The sequence below is a fragment of the Hydrogenoanaerobacterium sp. genome (assembly GCF_032017025.1).
Lineage (GTDB): Bacteria > Bacillota > Clostridia > Oscillospirales > Ruminococcaceae > Hydrogenoanaerobacterium.
Genome location: NZ_DALZQO010000008.1, coordinates 586 through 18,821, shown reverse-complemented (window position 1 = coordinate 18,821; position 18,236 = coordinate 586). Strand labels below are relative to the sequence as shown.

The 18,236-nt window shown below is 48.3% G+C and carries 17 protein-coding genes; 5 read left to right on the top strand and 12 right to left on the bottom strand.

Going from position 1 to position 18,236, the window contains the following annotated elements; all coding sequences use genetic code 11:
- Together RTV33_RS06525 and RTV33_RS06520 are read right to left on the bottom strand one after the other, a co-directional pair.
- On the bottom strand, positions 1-2,153 hold a 2,153-nt coding region (locus RTV33_RS06525; protein ID WP_312642712.1), incomplete at its 3' end, for a diguanylate cyclase domain-containing protein.
- Positions 2,154-2,317: 164 nt separating this feature from the next.
- Positions 2,318-3,274 (bottom strand): helical backbone metal receptor, encoded by a 957-nt coding sequence (locus RTV33_RS06520; RefSeq protein ID WP_312642711.1) that lies wholly within the window; start codon positions 3,272-3,274, stop codon positions 2,318-2,320.
- Positions 3,275-3,771: 497 nt separating this feature from the next.
- On the opposite strand from RTV33_RS06520, the gene nagB reads away from it, so the two are divergent.
- From nagB to nrdG, 5 genes are all read left to right on the top strand, one after another.
- A complete protein-coding gene (gene nagB, locus RTV33_RS06515; RefSeq protein WP_312642894.1) occupies positions 3,772-4,521 on the top strand; it encodes a glucosamine-6-phosphate deaminase in 750 nt (249 codons plus the stop codon).
- A gap of 14 nt (positions 4,522-4,535) precedes the next feature.
- Positions 4,536-5,513, top strand: a complete 978-nt coding sequence (locus RTV33_RS06510) for a Gfo/Idh/MocA family oxidoreductase (protein WP_312642709.1) — start codon at positions 4,536-4,538, stop codon at positions 5,511-5,513.
- 285 nt (positions 5,514-5,798) lie between these two features.
- A complete protein-coding gene (locus RTV33_RS06505; protein WP_312642707.1) occupies positions 5,799-8,114 on the top strand; it encodes an anaerobic ribonucleoside triphosphate reductase in 2,316 nt (771 codons plus the stop codon).
- A 20-nt stretch (positions 8,115-8,134) separates the two neighbouring features.
- A complete protein-coding gene (gene nrdD, locus RTV33_RS06500; protein WP_312642706.1) occupies positions 8,135-8,293 on the top strand; it encodes an anaerobic ribonucleoside-triphosphate reductase in 159 nt (52 codons plus the stop codon).
- A 65-nt stretch (positions 8,294-8,358) separates the two neighbouring features.
- Entirely contained in the window at positions 8,359-8,868 is a 510-nt protein-coding gene (nrdG, locus tag RTV33_RS06495) for an anaerobic ribonucleoside-triphosphate reductase activating protein (protein ID WP_312642704.1), read from the top strand.
- 79 nt (positions 8,869-8,947) lie between these two features.
- Here the strand turns inward: nrdG and RTV33_RS06490 are convergent, their stop codons facing one another.
- The 10 genes from RTV33_RS06490 to polA all read right to left on the bottom strand — a co-directional run.
- Positions 8,948-10,384 (bottom strand): NCS2 family permease, encoded by a 1,437-nt coding sequence (locus RTV33_RS06490; RefSeq protein WP_312642702.1) that lies wholly within the window; start codon positions 10,382-10,384, stop codon positions 8,948-8,950.
- A 278-nt stretch (positions 10,385-10,662) separates the two neighbouring features.
- Positions 10,663-12,438 carry a phosphoenolpyruvate carboxykinase (GTP) gene (locus RTV33_RS06485; protein ID WP_396327232.1) on the bottom strand — a complete coding sequence of 592 codons (1,776 nt, stop codon included), beginning with the start codon at positions 12,436-12,438 and terminating at the stop codon, positions 10,663-10,665.
- A 139-nt stretch (positions 12,439-12,577) separates the two neighbouring features.
- On the bottom strand, positions 12,578-12,772 hold the full coding sequence (locus RTV33_RS06480; protein ID WP_312642698.1) for a hypothetical protein: 195 nt from the start codon (positions 12,770-12,772) through the stop codon (positions 12,578-12,580).
- Positions 12,773-12,848: 76 nt separating this feature from the next.
- Positions 12,849-13,856: a tRNA (adenosine(37)-N6)-threonylcarbamoyltransferase complex transferase subunit TsaD gene (gene tsaD, locus RTV33_RS06475; RefSeq protein WP_312642696.1), complete on the bottom strand. Its 1,008-nt coding sequence runs from the start codon at positions 13,854-13,856 to the stop codon at positions 12,849-12,851.
- A 79-nt stretch (positions 13,857-13,935) separates the two neighbouring features.
- Entirely contained in the window at positions 13,936-14,394 is a 459-nt protein-coding gene (gene rimI, locus RTV33_RS06470) for a ribosomal protein S18-alanine N-acetyltransferase (protein ID WP_312642694.1), read from the bottom strand.
- 193 nt (positions 14,395-14,587) lie between these two features.
- The gene (locus RTV33_RS06465) at positions 14,588-15,277 is read right to left on the bottom strand and encodes a YjjG family noncanonical pyrimidine nucleotidase (protein WP_312642692.1); all 690 of its coding nucleotides are present in this window, start codon (positions 15,275-15,277) and stop codon (positions 14,588-14,590) included.
- A 16-nt stretch (positions 15,278-15,293) separates the two neighbouring features.
- Positions 15,294-15,698, bottom strand: a complete 405-nt coding sequence (locus RTV33_RS06460; protein ID WP_312642690.1) for a thioesterase family protein — start codon at positions 15,696-15,698, stop codon at positions 15,294-15,296.
- Positions 15,699-15,747: 49 nt separating this feature from the next.
- A complete protein-coding gene (locus RTV33_RS06455) occupies positions 15,748-16,086 on the bottom strand; it encodes a DUF6054 family protein (protein ID WP_312642688.1) in 339 nt (112 codons plus the stop codon).
- 69 nt (positions 16,087-16,155) lie between these two features.
- Positions 16,156-16,536, bottom strand: a complete 381-nt coding sequence (locus RTV33_RS06450) for a VOC family protein (RefSeq protein WP_312642686.1) — start codon at positions 16,534-16,536, stop codon at positions 16,156-16,158.
- A 42-nt stretch (positions 16,537-16,578) separates the two neighbouring features.
- A partial coding sequence (polA, locus tag RTV33_RS06445) for a DNA polymerase I (protein ID WP_312642684.1) occupies positions 16,579-18,236 on the bottom strand: 1,658 nt, incomplete at its 5' end.

The following is an 18,236-nucleotide window of genomic DNA, read 5'->3' as shown; positions in this document are numbered from 1 at the left end:
AGCTCATCATAGGTGTTGCCGTCAGATGGATAGAGCGCAATACCTACACTGCCGGTAACGCAATAATTCTCATCAATGCCTGTGTAAATTTGGCGAAGCGCCGTACACAATTCGCAGGCCTTCTCATTGATCAGTTCTTTTGACTGTGCATCTTTTAAGAACACAACAAATTCATCTCCGCCAACACGCCCGATAACATCGGTTGAACGAAACAGCTGAAGTAAGGTATGTGATATTTGTCTAAGCACTACATTACCGAATAAATGACCCAAATTATCATTGACACTCTTAAAGTTGTCAATATCAATGAAGAGCAAAGCATGGCAGCCGTCGCGCCCGTCATGGCTTAAATAGTTGTTGATGAGAGCCCGGGTGCTGGCGATGTTGTAAAGTTTGGTGAGCGGGTCCCGTTGAGACTCTTCTTTCAGACGGTCATGCTCGCGTTTGGAGGCGTCAATGTCGGTAATTCTGCCAACCAGCTTTAGAGGGTAGCCCTCGTCGTCCCGTATGAGCGATACCTGGAACTCGCACCACAGATAATCTCCGTCGCTTTTTAAGATGCGGCACTCCATCTCATCGTAATTTTTGGTACCACTCATCATAGCAGAGAAGAATTCAGTAAATGCAGCCTGTTCTTCTGCATGCACAATGCTGTTTTGTAAAAAGCTTGAAGGGAAACTACTCGTAACGGGGGGATAGCCGAACTTTTTCTCGTAATTTGCATTATAAAAAATTTCGCCGGTGCCGAGGTTGTGCTCGAAAATAACACTATGTGACTGCTCACTGATAATACGGTAACGCTCTTCACTTAGCCGCAGTGCCTCGGTTGCTCGTTTACTAGCGGTAATGTTCATTACAACAACATATATCCACAGCTTACTGCTGGCGTCACAAATCCGCTGACCGCGGCAGAACAGCCAGCAAATCCTTCCACCCTCGGTGACAATACGAAACTCCAGTTTGTACTTATCTTTGTCGGCAAGCTGTGTGTTTATCTCTTGAAGCACCCGCTTGCGGTCGGGCTCGTACACCATATTGATAAATTGGTTATCAAAGCGCTCGCGAAAGCGCGATTCCGTGCAATCGAACAGCTGCAGCAGCCCATCGCTGATAAAATCTAGACGTCCGTCTTCTTCCCCGGAGTAACGAAATACACCGCCGGGAATATTCGAGGTGAGTGCCTCAAATTTTTGATTGGTATCGCTAAGCTCATCGGTATTGCGGCGCTGCAGAAAGATGATATAAATTCCCACCGCGGCGAGAACGGTAAGCTCCATGAGTAGCAGTAAAAATGCATACTGTGAAATATCTTTGAGCTGTGAACTGATATAGTTGGAAGGAACACAGGTAAGCAGATACCAATCATCAAATTCTGTGGGTACATAGTTGACAATTTGCGAATTTTCTTGGTTAAAATAACGCATCAATCCACTTTTACCCTGTGCCATATCGTCGGTAAATCGCTCAAGGCTGTACCTGCTTTCAAACTCACAGTTTTTAAGCAGATCTAAATAGTTAAAGCCTTCCTTTTTTGAATCCAGATGCGTGATGGGGTTTCCGCTTTGATCAATAAGAAACGCATACCCCATGCCATCAAAAATTTTCACATCCAGAAGTTCACTGAGAACATTGGGGCTGTATGAGCCTGTCAGCACACCTATAATACGGTTGTTCTGATAGATGGGCTCTGCAAATATAATTGTCCTGGTGCCATCGGTTCTTGAATCTGTAATAAAAGATAGATTGCGTTCCCCTGCCATTGCCTTTTGGAAATATTCACGGTCACTTGAGTTGAACACTTCTCCATCGGTTGTGTGGCTGGTACCGTCGGGCGCAATAACCGCCATAGAAGAAAAACCATTGGATCCGGTTTGTTCGTGTAAAACATTTAGTATGCGATCTTTTCCGATATTATCGTACTCCCGCACAAAGATTGTAAGTGCATTTAAGGTAGAAAAGGTATCGGAAAACCTCTTTTCAAGCGCATGGATCGAGCGCTGGTTGCTCTCTTGCAGCGTGATTTCGGTTTGCTTTCTCAACAGGCCCTTGAGCTGATAGGTGAACACCAGAAAGAAACTTAAAATCAGAGCAATAATCAGGCCGGTAAGAACAATGCGAAGAATGGCTTTTTTCGTTGTAATACTCTTCAGCATTAACTCACCTCCCAAAATGAAAATACCCTGCCAGAAGAGCAGAGCAAAGAAATAATGATATATCATTATCCAATATAATACCATATTAGTTTATAATTTACAATGATTTTGTAAAAAAAGTGCCCGCTAGAGCCAAAAAATGACACTAGCAGGCAAGTGAATTTTTATTCAGCTGCAAAGGCATCGGGGCACCCTTGGCGCGCCATATCCTCCAGCATATCAAACATGCGAACACCCTGACGTTCAAAGACCTCAAGGTCATATTCAAAACATTTGGAATTTGCATAAGCAGGGGTGGTGTTATATATTTGCGAGCTTTTTATGCCTTCTATCCCAATCGCCTTATCATAAAACAGTATGTCCGGCATAAGATCTACCGCTTTGTCCTGCGGGTAAATCCATTCACCGTAGGCGGCAGCACTGTTTTGAAACCCAATCGCCTCAAGCAACTGCCCTTCAAAGGTATCACCGGTGGCAAGTGTGAGCGGTATCAGCCTCAAGTAGGCGGCCTGCGGCTGCTTGTTAATGGTGGCAGCCTCTACCTTGGAGAGAATTTCCTCAACGCGGGCATTCTGTTCCTGGAATAAAGCCTTGCCCTTGGCAGCACCATCGGTTTCCCCCTCGAATATTCTGCCGATGTCGGTGTAGAGTGTTTTGAGCTCCTGCATATTTTTGGCACGCGGCAGAATTACTACCACGGCGTTCATCTGCTGCAGTTTGACAAGGTCTGCTTCAGCAAAGGGGGAAGCAGCCACCACCACATCGGGCTTTGCCGACTGAATACTGTCAAGATCGGGTGCGTTGATCGTACCGACCTTCGTTAGGCTCTCAACATCTTCATCCTCGTAGGTACAGTAGTCGCTTACGCCGGCAAGCTTGTCAAAATACCCCAGATCGCAAATAATCTCGGTAAGTGCAGGCGAAAGTGAAACCACACGTTCCGGCGCCGCTTTAATGCGCGCTTTCTCAAATTTGACGGGGAAATTCCCACTTTCGTCCATCTGCTCCGATTCGGAGACATCTTCTTCGCTGCCGCTGGCACCGCCGTTTTTCGAGCAGGCGGGCAGAATAAGCAGCATCGCAAAAGCGAGCAGTAAAGCAATCAGTCTTTTTATCTTCATAGGTACGATTTCCTTTCTGTTACAGCAATTTCATCTTCAAAATAAAATTGTTTGCATACCCAAAGGGCACGATGTTATGGCATTGGCTTTAGAGAGCCGTTTGCACGGCAGTTGCCTATGCCTGCTTTTTCAGCTTATTTCTGCCAAAGCTATGGTAGCAGTGCAAACTATTTTATATTCTACCGCGTTTGGCAATGCTCTGTCAATTCATATAGTGCGCAAGAAGGGCAGATTTTTTGCAGGGTAAAATTGGGGACAGAGCGAAATTAAGATTGAAACACAGGGTAAAAAAGAATATAATTAAAATTACTATCATTCTCTGCAAACTATAGGGTGAGATCCTGTACGAACAGGTAGCATTGCGTGAGCAGGGAATAATCTTAAAACAAACCAATACAGGTAAAAAAGGCACACGACCGTGCATAGACAAGAATGGATATAAATGCTAAAATGCAAGTAATAAGGCGAAAATAGAATAGTAGGAGGTTTTCCAAATGATGAAGTTGATTCGGGCAAAGGATTACAATGATATGAGCCGCAAGGCGGCAAATGTGGTGAGTGCAACGGTAATTTTGCGCCCCAACTGTGTGCTCGGTCTCGCAACAGGCTCTACTCCGGTAGGCATGTACAAGCAGCTGATTGCATGGTATGAAAAAGGAGATCTCGATTTTAAAGCGGTGAAATCGATCAATCTTGATGAGTATGTGGGGCTGGATGCATACAACGACCAGGGCTACCGCTACTTTATGAATGAAAACTTATTCAATCACGTTAACATCGATAAGTCCAACACCAGCGTACCCAACGGCATGGCGGCAGATGTAGAGCAAGAGTGCAGACGCTACGACAAACACATTGCCGATTTGGGCGGAGTGGATCTGCAGGTACTGGGAATCGGCAACAACGGCCATATCGGCTTTAATGAGCCGGATGAGGCGTTTGAGCAGCAGACTCATCTGGTGGATCTTGCACAAAAAACCATTGATGCGAACTCCCGCTTCTTCGCTTCGATCGACGATGTGCCAAAACAGGCAATCACCATGGGCATAAAATCGATTATGCAGGCGAAAGCAATCATTTTGCTAGCTTCGGGCGAGGGGAAAGCAGACATTATGGAGACGGCACTGTTTGGCCCCATTACCCCAAAGGTGCCCGCTTCAATTCTGCAGCTGCACCCCAACCTTACCGTTGTGGCAGATGAGGCCGCCCTGCAAGTTGTCGCTCAGAAGCACCCGGAACTGTTTTAAAAGGAGCGCACTTTATGTTAAAAATAGGAATTGTTGGTGTAGGCGGCATGGGTATCGTACATATCAGCAACTATGCCCACATAGAGGGCTGCAAAGTGGTGGCGCTATGTGATGTTTCTGAACAGGCGAAGCAGAAAGCGCAGGAGATTGGCGCAGTGCTGTACACCAACATTGGTGATATGCTGACGAACGAGGAGCTGGACATTGTTGACGTCTGTACTCCTACCTTTATGCACCGGGAGCATGTCTTCGCTGCGTTGCATGCGGGGGCAAATGTAATCTGCGAAAAGCCGGTAGCGCTGAAAATAGAGGATGCAAGGGCAATGTTTGCACTTGCAAAAGAAAAAGGCGTGCGGCTGTTTGTGGCGCAGGTGCTGCGGTTTTTCCCCACCAGCAAGGTGTTGTATCAGCTTGTAAAGAGCGGTGAATACGGAAAACTGCTGGATGGCACCTTTGAGCGGCTTTCTGCCTGCCCCCGTTGGGTGAAAGGCGGCTGGCTGTTTGATAAAACACGCAGCGGGCACATCCCTTACGATTTGCACATCCATGACCTTGACCTGATTGTCAGTTTGTTGGGCAAACCGCAGAGCTACAGCTTTACCAGCTGCGGCAACGCGGATAAGGATTACAAGGAGCAATACCGCTTTCAGTATGGTTACGGCGATAATTGCAACATCGTTTGTGAGGCAGCATGGTTTAACGCCGATATTCCGTTTACTGCAAAATGGCGCGTTTATTTTGAAAACGCGGTGGTGGTAAACGATGGAGAAACGGTAACCGCTTACCAATTTGACCATGAACCGCGTGTGTTCGACACCGAGGAGAAGATTAAAATACCCACCGGAATCAATGTACCGCCAACGGGAACGTATTTTGAGGAGCTTAGTCATTTTACAAACTGTATTAAAAACAATGTTGATTCCGATATGTTTACGGAAGAGCAAATACTTACCGTAATGGAAATTCTCAGCGAAATTTCTGACCAAACTTAAAGGCGGAAATACGGCATTTTTACTGTAAAAAGGGGGGCGCTATAACGCCCTCTTTTTTATGCTCTGCGCTAAAGTAAGCGCAACTTGCAAAAACACAATATCTAGTACAAAAAATAAAATTTTGTACTGAAAATGGTAGTTTTACCAATTGACAAGAGCAAGATTAAGAGATATGATAAACGAGTAGTAAATTTGCGGACACTATATCTTGTGGTTTGGATGTGGTGGAGCTTATAAATATAGTGATGAACCCTTAAACCAGAACAACTTGCGGAGGAAAACAGAATGATAAAGACGATTGTAAAACGTGACGGGCGCAGTGTGCAGTTCGACATTGAAAAAATTGCGACAGCCATTTACAAAGCGGCGGAGGTGTTGGGCGGAAAAGATAAGGAAATGGCATATACCATTGCCAATGATGTTGCCGCTTATATCGAGAACAAGCTGCACACCGAAACCCCTACCGTTGAACAAATTCAAGATGCAGTGGAGAAAATACTCATCGAGCAGGGCCATGCCCGCACTGCGAAGGAATTCATTCTGTACCGTGCAGAGCGCACCCGCGTGCGCGAGAGCAACACCCGTTTAATGAAGGTGTACGAAGACCTCACCTTTAAGGAGGCTTCTGATAACGACGTAAAACGTGAGAATGCGAACATCGACGGTGACACTGCCATGGGCACCATGCTCAAATACGGCAGTGAGGGTGCAAAACAGTTTTACGAAATGTTCGTGCTCAATCCCGCACATGCCAAGGCACATGCGGAGGGAGATATCCATATCCATGACCTTGACTTTTTAACGTTGACAACCACTTGTTGCCAAATTGATATTGAAAAACTCTTCAAGGGAGGGTTTTCCACAGGGCATGGTTTTTTGCGTGAGCCGAACGATATTCAAAGCTACTCGGCGCTGGCATGCATTGCAATTCAGTCAAACCAGAACGATCAGCATGGCGGGCAGAGCATTCCCAACTTTGATTACGGGATGGCGCGCGGCGTTGCAAAAACCTACCGCAAGCTGTATTTGAGCAATCTTGGTAAGACAATGGAGATTTTGTGCGGTACCCAAAACGGCGTGGATACGGCGAAAGGGCTGTGCAAACGCATTGAGCAGGAATATCAGATCAGCCCCATATTGGCGGATGACAACGGCTACTGTGAGAAAGAGGCCGAGCTGCTTGCCGAGGTAATTCCGGCTGAGAGCATCAAAAGGGTGCAGGCGACGGCAAAAAGCTACGCAAACAAAGAGACCAGACGCGCCACCTATCAGGCGATGGAGGCGTTTGTACATAACCTAAACACCATGCATTCCCGTGCCGGTGCGCAGATTCCGTTCAGCTCGATTAATTACGGCACCGATACCTCGCCCGAGGGCAGGCTGGTAATCGAAAACGTGCTGCTTGCAACCGAGGCAGGGCTGGGCAACGGTGAAACGCCCATCTTTCCCATCCATATTTTTAAGGTCAAAGAGGGTGTAAACTACAACCACAACGATCCCAATTACGACCTGTTTAAGCTGGCCTGTCGTGTATCGGCGAAACGCTTATTTCCCAACTTTTCGTTCCTCGATGCGCCGTTTAACGCACAGTATTACAAAGAGGGAGACCACAACACGGAGGTTGCTTACATGGGCTGCCGTACCCGCGTTATGGCAAACGCCTACGACCCCACACGGCAAGTGGTGGGTGGCCGGGGCAACCTCAGCTTTACCTCCATTAATCTGCCGCGTATGGCGATTAAGGCGAACGGAAACGTGGATTTGTTTTTTGAGGATCTTGAGCGTAAAATCAGTATGGTGACCGAACAGCTCATGGAACGCTACCGAATTCAGGCGGCAAAAAAGGTGAAAAACTATCCCTTCCTTATGGGTGAGGGCATCTGGCTGGATTCCGATAAGCTATCTGCCAACGACTCGGTGGAGGAGGTGCTCAAGCATGGCACACTTACCATTGGTTTTATTGGGCTTGCGGAGTGCCTCAAGGCGCTGATTGGCAAGCACCACGGCGAATCGCAAGAGGCGCAGAATTTGGGCCTTGATATTGTAGGCTATATGAGAAAACGCATGGATGAGGAAGCAAAGCGCACAGGTTTTAACTACTCGCTGATTGCAACACCGGCGGAGGGCTTGTCTGGGCGTTTTGTACGAATTGATAAGAAAAAATATGGTGTAATCGCAGGTGTGACCGACCGCGACTACTATACCAACTCGTTCCATGTTCCGGTTTACCACAATATTTCGGCGTTTGAAAAGATTAAGCTGGAGGCACCATACCATGCCCTAACCAACGGCGGGCACATTACCTATGTGGAGTTGGACGGAGACCCTTGCAAGAACCTGGATGCGTTTGAGCGTGTTGTGCGCTGCATGAAAGAGAGCGGTATCGGCTACGGTTCAATCAATCACCCTGTTGACCGAGACCCTGTCTGCGGTTACACAGGCATCATCGATGATGTTTGCCCGCGCTGCGGCAGACATGAGGGCGAAGGTGTCAGCGTTGAGGTGCTCCGCAAGCTGGGCGTCTACCGCGGGAATACCGACAACTGCGGTTACTGCGGTGATATCAATGAAGAAAAAGACAGAACGATAAATGCAGTTTAATTTAGAGGAGGATGTCACGTATGAATCATAACACACAGATGGTAGGCGAAGGCGTAGGCTTTGAAAGAATTCGCCGCATTACAGGTTACCTGGTTGGTACTGTAGACCGTTTTAACAATGCAAAACGTGCCGAGGAGCATGACCGTGTAAAGCACGGGCTGGAGCCTGAAAGAATCTAGTGCCACGATAACGATAAAGCTGAAAGGACGGATTTCGATCCGTCCTTTTGAAATGGAGAGTTTAGATGGGAACGACAGTAAGAATAGCAGGTGTTGTGCGTGAATCGATTGTGGATGGACCGGGCATTCGCTTTGTGGTGTTTACACAGGGCTGTCCACACCACTGCGAAGGCTGCCACAACCCGCAGTCGCACGATTTTGAGGGCGGATATGACTGTGAGCTGAGTAAGATCACCGCTGAGCTGGATAAAAACCCGCTGCTTTCGGGTGTAACGTTTTCGGGCGGCGAGCCTTTCTGCCAGCCTGAGGCGCTTTATGAGCTGGCACAGGAGGTCAAGAAGCGGGGGCTTAACCTAATGACCTATTCGGGTTATACCTACGAGCAGCTTGCTGCTATGGCACTGCAACGTCCCGCTGTGGCGCAGCTGTTGAATGCCACCGATCTTCTGGTGGACGGGCGGTTTGTGCTTGCCGAGCGTGACCTTACGCTTACGTTTCGCGGCAGTCGCAACCAGCGTATTATTGATGTTGCCAAAACCCAGGAGGCAGGGCAGGTGGTATTGGCACAGCTATAATACCAATTTTTGATTGAATTTGGCATAAGCAATAAAAGAGGCACTCATCAAACGATGAGTGCCTCTTTTTATCAAAAACCTAAATCGCAAGTACAAATTTCAGAATAAAGAAAAACGAGAGCAACCAGGTAATCCAAGAAGTCTCTTTCACTTTACCGCTGAACAGCTTGATGACACAGTGAGAGATCAAACCAAAGCCAATACCGTTTGCAATGGAGTAGGTGAGGGGCATCATAGCAACGGTCAAAAAGCCGGGAATCGCCTCAGAGATATCGTCAAAGTTCATATTCTTGAGCCCGCTGATCATCAGCGCGCCTACAAAAATCAGTGCGGGTGCGGTTGCAACACCGGGGATCAAGCCGACAAACGGGGCGGCAACCAAAGCAAGCAGGAAGCAGCCGGCAGTTGTTGCGGAGGTAAGACCGGTTCTGCCACCCTCAGCAATACCGGCGGTGGATTCAACAAAGGTGGTAACGGTGGAGGTGCCAAGCAGTGCGCCGGCTGAGGTTGCAATGGCATCGGACAACAGGGCTTGCTTCATGCGGGGCATATTGCCCTCTTTATCCAGCAGCCCGGCCTGTCCGGCAGTGCCCAGCAGTGTTCCAATGGTATCAAACATATCGACCATAGAGAACGACAGAATCAATACCAGAACGGTTGCTATGGTAGAAGCAAGGTTTTTACCCGCAAACAGGGTTGCAAAGTCAAGACGGAGGAAAGAAACATCCATAAAATCTTTAGCCTGCGCTGCAAAATTGATCGAGAAAGATTCCGGCAAAGTTGCTACGCCAAACGGGAAGTAAGCTAGAATACCGGTAATGATGATACCGATGAGAATGGAACCCTTTACTCTTAGCTTATAAAGTGCGGTGATGATAAATAAGCCGAGCAGCGCGAGAATGGCACTCATAACAGGAATACGCATTTCGGGGTCGCCAATCGCAGAAAAATTGATGAGGCCAACTTGCACAGCAGGGTCGGGCACGACAATGTGTGCGCTCTGTAGGCCCAGATAAGCAAGGAACAAACCGATACCGCCGCTGATGGCGATTTTTACGTTTTGTGGAATAGCCTTTACAATTGCCTCACGTGCACCAATGATAGTGATGAGGATAAACAGCAAGCCTGACATAAATACAAGTGCCAGCGCACACTGGTATTGACCGATAACGTCCAGTTCTTGCCCTGTAACCTTTACCATGGCGGGCATAACGGTAAATGCGAAGAACGCGTTGAGCCCCATGCCTGAGGCCTGAGCAAACGGAATTTTGGCAAGAAACGCCATCAAAGCTGTACCGATGAAAGCCGAGATGCAGGTAGCGAAGAATACGCCGTTAAAAATTTGGCTGTTGCCCATAGAAAGCATGTTTGGGTTGACAAAGATGATGTACGCCATCGTAAAGAATGTGGTCAAACCGGCGACAATCTCGGTTTTTACCGTTGTACCGTGTTCTTTGAGCTGAAAATAGTTTTCCAATCCGCCCCGCTCCTTAACATTTGATTTTTTTCCCGACATTACAATACCCTCCCAAGTTGTAATTATTCTTAGAATTGCAGCAATAAAAGAGCACTGCAATCCAACAAGACAGAGAATAAGTAATACTATTAACAATTTGTGTACAATTCGATTTTAGCACAAGTTTCCATATTTTTGCAATACTTTTATTATAAAAATATAAAATATAACTAAATACACAACTCAAATTATTGGATATTAGTATTTATCACAAACAGAACAAAAAAACACCCCCGAATTTAATGTTTTCGGGGAGTGTTTTTTGCAATTTGCAATAATTATTTATTAAGGTTCGCTTCCAGAGTAGCAAGCTCTTTCTCGAGTGCTTTCGGTAGTTTGTCACCAAACCCTGCATAGAACTCGTGAATGCCGTTTACTTCCTCTTTCCACAAATCAACATCAACGTTGAGCAAATCTTTAATAGTATCAACGTCGATATCCAGACCTTCAATGTTGATGTCTTCGGCTTTTGGCTCATAACCGATCGGTGTCTCAACAGCGTCTGCTTTGCCGTTGCAACGGTCAATGATCCACATCAGAACTCTCATGTTATCGCCAAAGCCCGGCCAGATGAAGTGCCCCTCATCGTCGGTTCTGAACCAGTTAACATTAAAGATTTTAGGAGCTTTGTCGCCAAGCTTCTCGCCCATTTCCAGCCAGTGAGCAAAGTAGTCGCCCATGTGGTAGCCACAGAACGGCAGCATTGCCATTGGGTCACGGCGAACAACACCAACTGCACCAATTGCGGCAGCAGTGGTCTCAGAAGCCATAGTGGATCCTACGAATACACCATGCTCCCAGCTGCGAGACTGGTAAACCAGCGGAGCAGTTTTTGCACGACGGCCGCCAAAAATCATAGCGGAAATCGGCACGCCCTCAGGGTTGTTAAACTCTTTGCTGATGCAGGGGCAGTTTGTTGCAGGAGCGGTGAAACGAGAGTTGGGGTGAGCACCCTTCTCTGTAGCGGTTTTGCCGTTCCAGGGTTTGCCCAGCCAGTCGATTGCATTCTCCGGCGGGTTCTTATCAAGACCTTCCCACCAAACAGTGTTGTCATCCAGGTTATGAACAACGTTGGTGAAGATGGTGTTTTTCTTGGTGGATTCCAGCGCATTGAAGTTGGATTTTACATTGGTGCCGGGAGCAACGCCGAAGAAGCCGTTTTCGGGGTTGATTGCATACAGTCTGCCGTCTTTACCGGGTTTCAGCCATGCAATGTCGTCGCCGACAGTCCACACCTTATAGCCTTGTTTCTCGTAAACCTCGGGGGGAATAAGCATAGCAAGGTTGGTTTTACCGCAGGCAGAGGGGAAAGCAGCGGTGATGTAGGTAACTTCACCCTGCGGGTTCTCAATGCCGAGAATAAGCATATGCTCAGCCATCCAGCCCTCGTTTTTACCCTGATAAGAAGCAATACGCAGTGCAAAGCATTTTTTGCCGAGCAGTACGTTGCCGCCGTAAGCAGAGTTAATAGACCAAATGGTGTTGTCTTCGGGGAAGTGAACAATATAGCGGTTTTCGGGGTCTACATCCGCTTTGGAGTGCAGGCCGCGAACAAAGTCGTTAGAGGTATCGCCAAGGTTTTCGAAAGCAGCTTTGCCCATACGGGTCATAATATCCATATTGAGAACAACATAGATAGAGTCGCTCAACTCAACGCCTACTTTTGCAAGATCAGAGCCGATAGGACCCATAGAATAAGGAATAACGTACATGGTACGCCCTTTCATGACGCCATCGTACATCGGGGTAAGTTTCGCATACATCTCTTTGGGGTCGCACCAGTTGTTGGTGGGGCCTGCATCTTCTTCGCTTTTTGAGCAGATAAAGGTGCGCGATTCTACACGGGCAACGTCGTTCTGCAGGGTTCTGTGAAGCAGGCAGCCGGGAAGCTTCTCTTGGTTGAGTTCTTCCATCTCGCCGGAAGCAATAGCCTCGTTTCTTAAAGCAGAAAGCTGCTCCTCGCTGCCATCAATCCAGACGACATGGTCAGGCTTGCAAAGAGCAACCATTTCGTCTACCCAGTTGAGCACGTTTTTGTTGTTGGTGAGTGCCATATTCTTATCTCCTTTCGCCGACATTTCGTCGGATAAACCAAATTTTCCACAAATACATTATACCCTTAAAAAACATAAAATGCAATTAGATAAACGTAAAAGTTCATATATTGTTAAACATGTAACAAAAAGTTTGCAATTAGAACGGCAAATCATCTGAGCTGTCTACGTCTTCGTCCTCGTCCAAATCCAATTCGTCAGCAGGGGAAAGGTAGGTGTTGCCGTTATGGTTGCCGCAATAAACGCCCTTTTTAATGGGTGCGCATAAAAAGCCGATGATGATGCCGAGAAATAAAAACATTGCAGATAAAACGCAGATAAAGTTTTTACTCATAAAAGTTACCCCCTAATTTATTGCATTTAATAATTTGACGATTGGGTAATATGTCGTAACAACCGTACCGAGGTGCTCAGCCACTAATGGGCACGGATGCGCACCCGTTTAAAGAGAGGTTAGCAACATTGCCATTTTGGTGCTCATAGTATGCTTGAGCACCAATCATAGCTGCATTGTCACCACAAAGCGACAGCTCAGGCAGGTACAAGCGATACCCACGGCTGCTGCAGGCAGCTTCGAGTGCGGTGCGTAAACCGCTGTTAGCCGAAACACCGCCCGCCACAACAATGTTTTTGTAGGTGGTGTGCTCAGCGGCGAGCATCAGCTTGTCTGTAAGAATTTTACACACCGTGTACTGAAAAGAAGCAGCGAGGTCGTTGTTATCAATCGCTTCACCCTTTTGGTTTGCGTTGTGTACAAGATTAATGACTGCGGTTTTCAGCCCCGAAAAGCTGAAGTCGTACGGGCTGCCCTCTACGCGCGGAGTGGGCAGCTTATAAGCATTTGGGTTGCCGAGCTGTGCTGCCTTATCGATGTAAATGCCGCCGGGATAGTTAAAGCCCATTGAGCGGGCAGCTTTATCAAAGGCCTCTCCCGCCGCGTCGTCACGTGTTCTGCCAATTACACGAAAATCGGTGTAATCTTTTACCTCTATAATGTGGCTGTGACCGCCCGATGCCACAAGGCACAGAAACGGTGGTTTCAGCTCGGGATGTGTGATGTAATTTGCCGCAATGTGCCCGCGAATGTGGTGCACGGGAATGAGCGGCTTACCGCTTGCCAAAGAAAGCCCCTTTGCAAAATTTACCCCAACCAAAAGCGCGCCAATCAGCCCCGGTGCATAGGTGACTGCAATGGCGTCTACCTCGCTGAGGGTCATGTCGGCGTCGGCAAGCACCTGCTCGGTAATGCCTACAATATTTTCGGCGTGCCGGCGTGAGGCAATCTCCGGCACAACACCGCCATATTTTTGATGCTCCGCGACCTGTGAATGGATCACCGAGGCGAGCACCTTGCGTCCGTCCTCGACGATGGCGGCTGCGGTTTCGTCGCAGGAGGATTCGATTGCTAATATTTTCAAGCTAATACTTCCTATTCTTCGGAATGGATTATGGAAAGCTGCTTTTTCAGTTCAATACGAAAAAAGCTGTATTTGCAGTTTAACGGAATGTGCGTGTCATAATCAGGGCATCTTCAACCGGATTGACATAAAACTGCTTGCGCTCGCCCGCAACTTCAAAATCAAAGTCTTTATACAAGTGTAGTGCCGCCTCGTTAGAGCTTCGCACCTCAAGCGTAATAAAGCTTAGCTCGTGTTCCTTGGCGTGCTGCAACAATTCTTCAAGCAGGGCATGTGCAACACCATGGCGACGGTGCTTTTGGGTTACGGCGAGGTTCGCCATATAGCCCTCATCAATCACCTGTGTCATGCCCACATAGCCTGCGATTTCTCCGCCGTATTGCGCTACAAGAAAAACTGCAAGCGGGTTGCTTAGTTCCTCCGCAAGCGATTCGTAGCTCCATGGTGTGCTGAAGCACTCCGTCTCAATCTCTGCCAGGCGTTCGATATGCTCCGGTTTCATCGGTGTAATGGTAATACTTCGCCCTTCTATGTCCACTGATTTATCTCCTTTTACAACTATTGTACTTACAAAATTGAATTGCTCTCGTTACGGCATTGACCTTACAAAACCGTTTGCACGGCCGTTGCCAATGCATTCTTTCCCGGCTTACTATCGGAAAAACGATACTCTGGCCAAAAAATCGTAATTACAACTACTATAGTATAAAAAATTTTTTTATGCAAGAGAATTAGCCTGTAACAATTGCAATAAATTGGGTAAGGGTATGGATTTCACTGTCGCACAGCTGCGGTTTGGGGCAGGGGGTGCGCCGAGGGTTAAACCAGCAGGTAGAAATACCTGCGTTTTTGCCGCCCTGCATATCAGAGGTAAGCGAGTCACCCAATAGTATTGCACGGCTACGGTCGGTAATCTCCAGCTTTGCAAACAGCGCATCAAAAAATTCAGCGCGCGGCTTGTGAAAACCCAGTTCCTCCGAAATAAAAAGATCGGATATGTAGCTGTGGATATCGGAATGAGCAAGGCGCTTACGTTGTGTGGTGCCAATGCCGTTGGTTGCAATGTACAGCTTGCAGCCTGCCTCATGCAGTGTTTTGCAAAGCTGTGCTGCGCCATCAATGGTAAAATAGCCGTCACTCAAAGCATTTAGAAAGGTATGGTTAAACGCCTCACAGTCCACAGTAAAGCCAAGCTGTTCAAATAACAAGCGAAAACGCTCTACCTTTAGTGCGTCCTGCGTGGTTTCGCCTCGCTCCAGTGCATCCCACAGGCTTTGGTTTACCGTGCGGTACAGCAGGCGGTCTTCTTCGTGGTAGGGCAGATGAAACTCCTCCATCGCATGGCGGAATGCATGCGCCTCCGCCTGCTCAAAGTCAAACAGGGTTTCATCGGCATCCATTAAAATAATATCGTAATTCATAAGTTCCTCACAAAGTTTATTCTTCCCGGGTTTCCATAACGTCCAGTATCTTACGATACAAATCGGGATAGCTCTTTTTCAAGTTGATGGGTCGAAAGGTTTTGCTGTCTACCCACGCGTGCATTGTGCTGCCGGTGTTTACCGGTTTGGGCTCACCTTGCCGACGAATGGTGTAATCAAATTGGATGCGTGCGGGGGAAAGCACGCTCACACTGGTCTCCACAGTCAGCACATCCTCGTAGCGGGTTGCACTGATGTAACGGCAGTTTAGCTCGACCAGCGGTGTCATCACGCCCATCGCTTCCATTTCGGAATAGGTTATGCCCAGCGTTTTGATAAAATCGGTGCGCGCAACCTCGTACCATACCGGGTAGCTGGCGTGGTGAGCAACGCCCATTTGGTCAGTTTCGGCGTAACGCACGGTGATGCTGCTTTGGGATTTTATAAGACCATCTCCTGTGAAACGAATTTTATTCTATAATATAGCGCGAAAGAACCTCACGGGGCATTTCGGCAAAGCTATCTGCCGCACCCCAGTCAAAGCGGAACAGCCCTTCTCCGCCACCCCCGCCCACCGAGTGAACATGGGTAACACCTCCGGCGTTATGCAGGGTAACGGTAAGCGTTACACGGTTGCCCGCGCGGAAGAAGTGTTTTTCAAACACAGCCACAATTACCTGCACGCCTTCGGGCCCCAAGACGGTATATTGGTCGATCATCTCGCCGGTAAAGCTGCCGTGCTGGACGGTGTCTTTCAGCTCACTCAGTGCCATGTGCGGGGGAATCGAAACCTTAAAATCAACTGCCATAGCTGCAGCCTCCTGTCACAGATAGGTTTGGAAAAATTCAGCGGTATCCGCAATGGGCACGAAACCGGCTTATTCATGCAGTTCCAGTGGCAGCCCGTCGGGGTCGCGGAAGAACGTCATTTTTTTGCCTGTAAACTCATCAATGCGAACAGGCTCGGTTTCAATCCCCTTGCTGTTCAGTTCCTCAATTACATCCTCAATGCAATCCACCGCAAACGCCAAATGCCGCAGCCCGCAGGCCTCTGGTTGGGTTACGCGGGCGGGGCTGCCGGGCATGCCAAACAGTTCGAGCTCGCTGTCGCCAAATTTAAGGTCAAGCTTATAGTCCCCTCTGCTTTCGCGGTAATTCTCCCGTACAATTTCAAACCCGAGCAAATCAACGTAAAACTGCTTTGATTTCTCATAGTCCGATACAATAATGGCGACATGGTGCAGTGCCTGCAGATTCATGCAATCCACCTCTTCTGTTTTTATTTATTCACGGAACAATCGTTAGAGGGCATCAAACCATGTGCTGCCCTCTTTGGCATCGGCGGTAAGGGGTACCTTCAAACTTGCCGCATGCTCCATTTCTTCTTTTACAATTTGCTTTGCATGTTCCACTTCATCAAGCGGTGCTTCTACAATCAGCTCATCGTGCACTTGCAAAATAAGCTTTGCCTGCATGCCCTCTGCTTCCAGACGGTTGTAGACGCGTACCATCGCAATTTTGATGATATCCGCCGCCGAGCCTTGAATGGGGGCGTTCATGGCGACGCGCTCGCCAAAGCTGCGCAGGTTGTGGTTGCTGCTCGAAAGCTCAGGCAGATATCGGCGGCGCCCCCACAGGGTGGCAACAAAGCCGTGCTCCTTACCGAACGCAACGGTATCTTCCATATACTGCTTTACGCCCGAATAGGTTTTTAGGTAGCCCTTGATGTAGCTGTCTGCCTCCGATACGGTGACTCCGATATCCTGCGAAAGCGAAAACGCCGAGATACCGTACACAATGCCAAAGTTGACCGCCTTCGCACGCGAGCGCATGGTGGGGGTGACAAACAGCGGCGGCAAATCGAACACCTGCGACGCGGTCTGAGTGTGGATATCTTCACCGGTGCGGAACGCCTCGGACATATTTTGGTCGCCCGAGATGTGTGCCAAAACGCGCAGCTCAATCTGCGAATAGTCGGCATCCACCAGCTTACAGCCGGCCTTTGCACCAAAAAATTTGCGCAGATTGCTGCCGATTTCGGTGCGCACAGGGATGTTCTGCAGATTCGGCTCGGTGGAGCTGATGCGCCCTGTACGCGTCTCGGTTTGCTGGAAGCTTGTGTGGATGCGCCCGTCATTGTGCACCGTCGCCAGCAACCCCACCACATAGGTGGATTTTAGCTTGGTCAACTTGCGGTATTCCAAAATGCTTTCAATAATCGGGTGTTTGCCGCGCAGCGAGTCGAGCACATCGGCGTTGGTAGAGTAACCCGTTTTGGTTTTCTTTTTGGTGGGCAGCCCGAGGTCGACAAATAGCACCTCGCCGAGCTGTGCCGGTGAATTGACATTAAACTCTTTGCCCGAATACTCAAAAATTTGCTTTTGATGGCGCGCAATGTCCACATCCAGCTCATTGCCAAATGCGGTGAGTGCCTCGGTGTCGATGGCGAAACCGATGACCTCCATCGAGGCAAGCACCTTGGAGAGCGGAAGCTCGATGTTGTAAAGCAGGTTATCCTGCTCGTTTGCGTTTATCTCCTCCGCCAGCTTATTGCACAGCGAAGAGAACACCGTACAGTCGGCAGCGAGGTCTACACAGCTTTCGGGCACTTCACCTTTTAATTCAAAGCTCTCCGCCCCGCTGTTTGAGGCGAGCGCGGGCAGCGTATAGTTGGTGGAATTGGGGTTGAGCAGATACCCGGCAAGCAGGGTATCGAATGCTATATTTTGAATTTTCACGTTATTAATAAACGAATAGCGATAGAGTTGTTTTACATTTTCAGTTCGAATTTTCCACGAGCCTTTGAGGAAACGGTTGAAAATAGTGCGGCTCTCAGTAAAGGCTACTTTTTTATCAAAAATAATGGCACAGCGTAAAAATGTATCACCCTCCCACCGGCAAAGCAAATCGACGGTGGCATCCTGCGCATCATCCAGTGCGCGCAGCATTTCCTCCAGCT

Excerpts from the sequence above, each read along its gene's own strand:
- RTV33_RS06480 (WP_312642698.1), bottom strand. The coding sequence starts at position 12,772 with ATGAGTAAAAACTTTATCTGCGTTTTATCTGCAATGTTTTTATTTCTC.
- nrdG (WP_312642704.1), top strand. The coding sequence starts at position 8,359 with ATGGGAACGACAGTAAGAATAGCAGGTGTTGTGCGTGAATCGATTGTG.
- RTV33_RS06490 (WP_312642702.1), bottom strand. The coding sequence starts at position 10,384 with ATGTCGGGAAAAAAATCAAATGTTAAGGAGCGGGGCGGATTGGAAAAC.
- RTV33_RS06450 (WP_312642686.1), bottom strand. The coding sequence starts at position 16,536 with ATGAATCTGCAGGCACTGCACCATGTCGCCATTATTGTATCGGACTAT.
- RTV33_RS06510 (WP_312642709.1), top strand. The coding sequence starts at position 4,536 with ATGTTAAAAATAGGAATTGTTGGTGTAGGCGGCATGGGTATCGTACAT.
- RTV33_RS06520 (WP_312642711.1), bottom strand. The coding sequence starts at position 3,274 with ATGAAGATAAAAAGACTGATTGCTTTACTGCTCGCTTTTGCGATGCTG.
- nagB (WP_312642894.1), top strand. The coding sequence starts at position 3,772 with ATGAAGTTGATTCGGGCAAAGGATTACAATGATATGAGCCGCAAGGCG.
- RTV33_RS06455 (WP_312642688.1), bottom strand. The coding sequence starts at position 16,086 with ATGGCAGTTGATTTTAAGGTTTCGATTCCCCCGCACATGGCACTGAGT.
- RTV33_RS06505 (WP_312642707.1), top strand. The coding sequence starts at position 5,799 with ATGATAAAGACGATTGTAAAACGTGACGGGCGCAGTGTGCAGTTCGAC.
- RTV33_RS06465 (WP_312642692.1), bottom strand. The coding sequence starts at position 15,277 with ATGAATTACGATATTATTTTAATGGATGCCGATGAAACCCTGTTTGAC.
- RTV33_RS06485 (WP_396327232.1), bottom strand. The coding sequence starts at position 12,438 with ATGGCACTCACCAACAACAAAAACGTGCTCAACTGGGTAGACGAAATG.
- nrdD (WP_312642706.1), top strand. The coding sequence starts at position 8,135 with ATGAATCATAACACACAGATGGTAGGCGAAGGCGTAGGCTTTGAAAGA.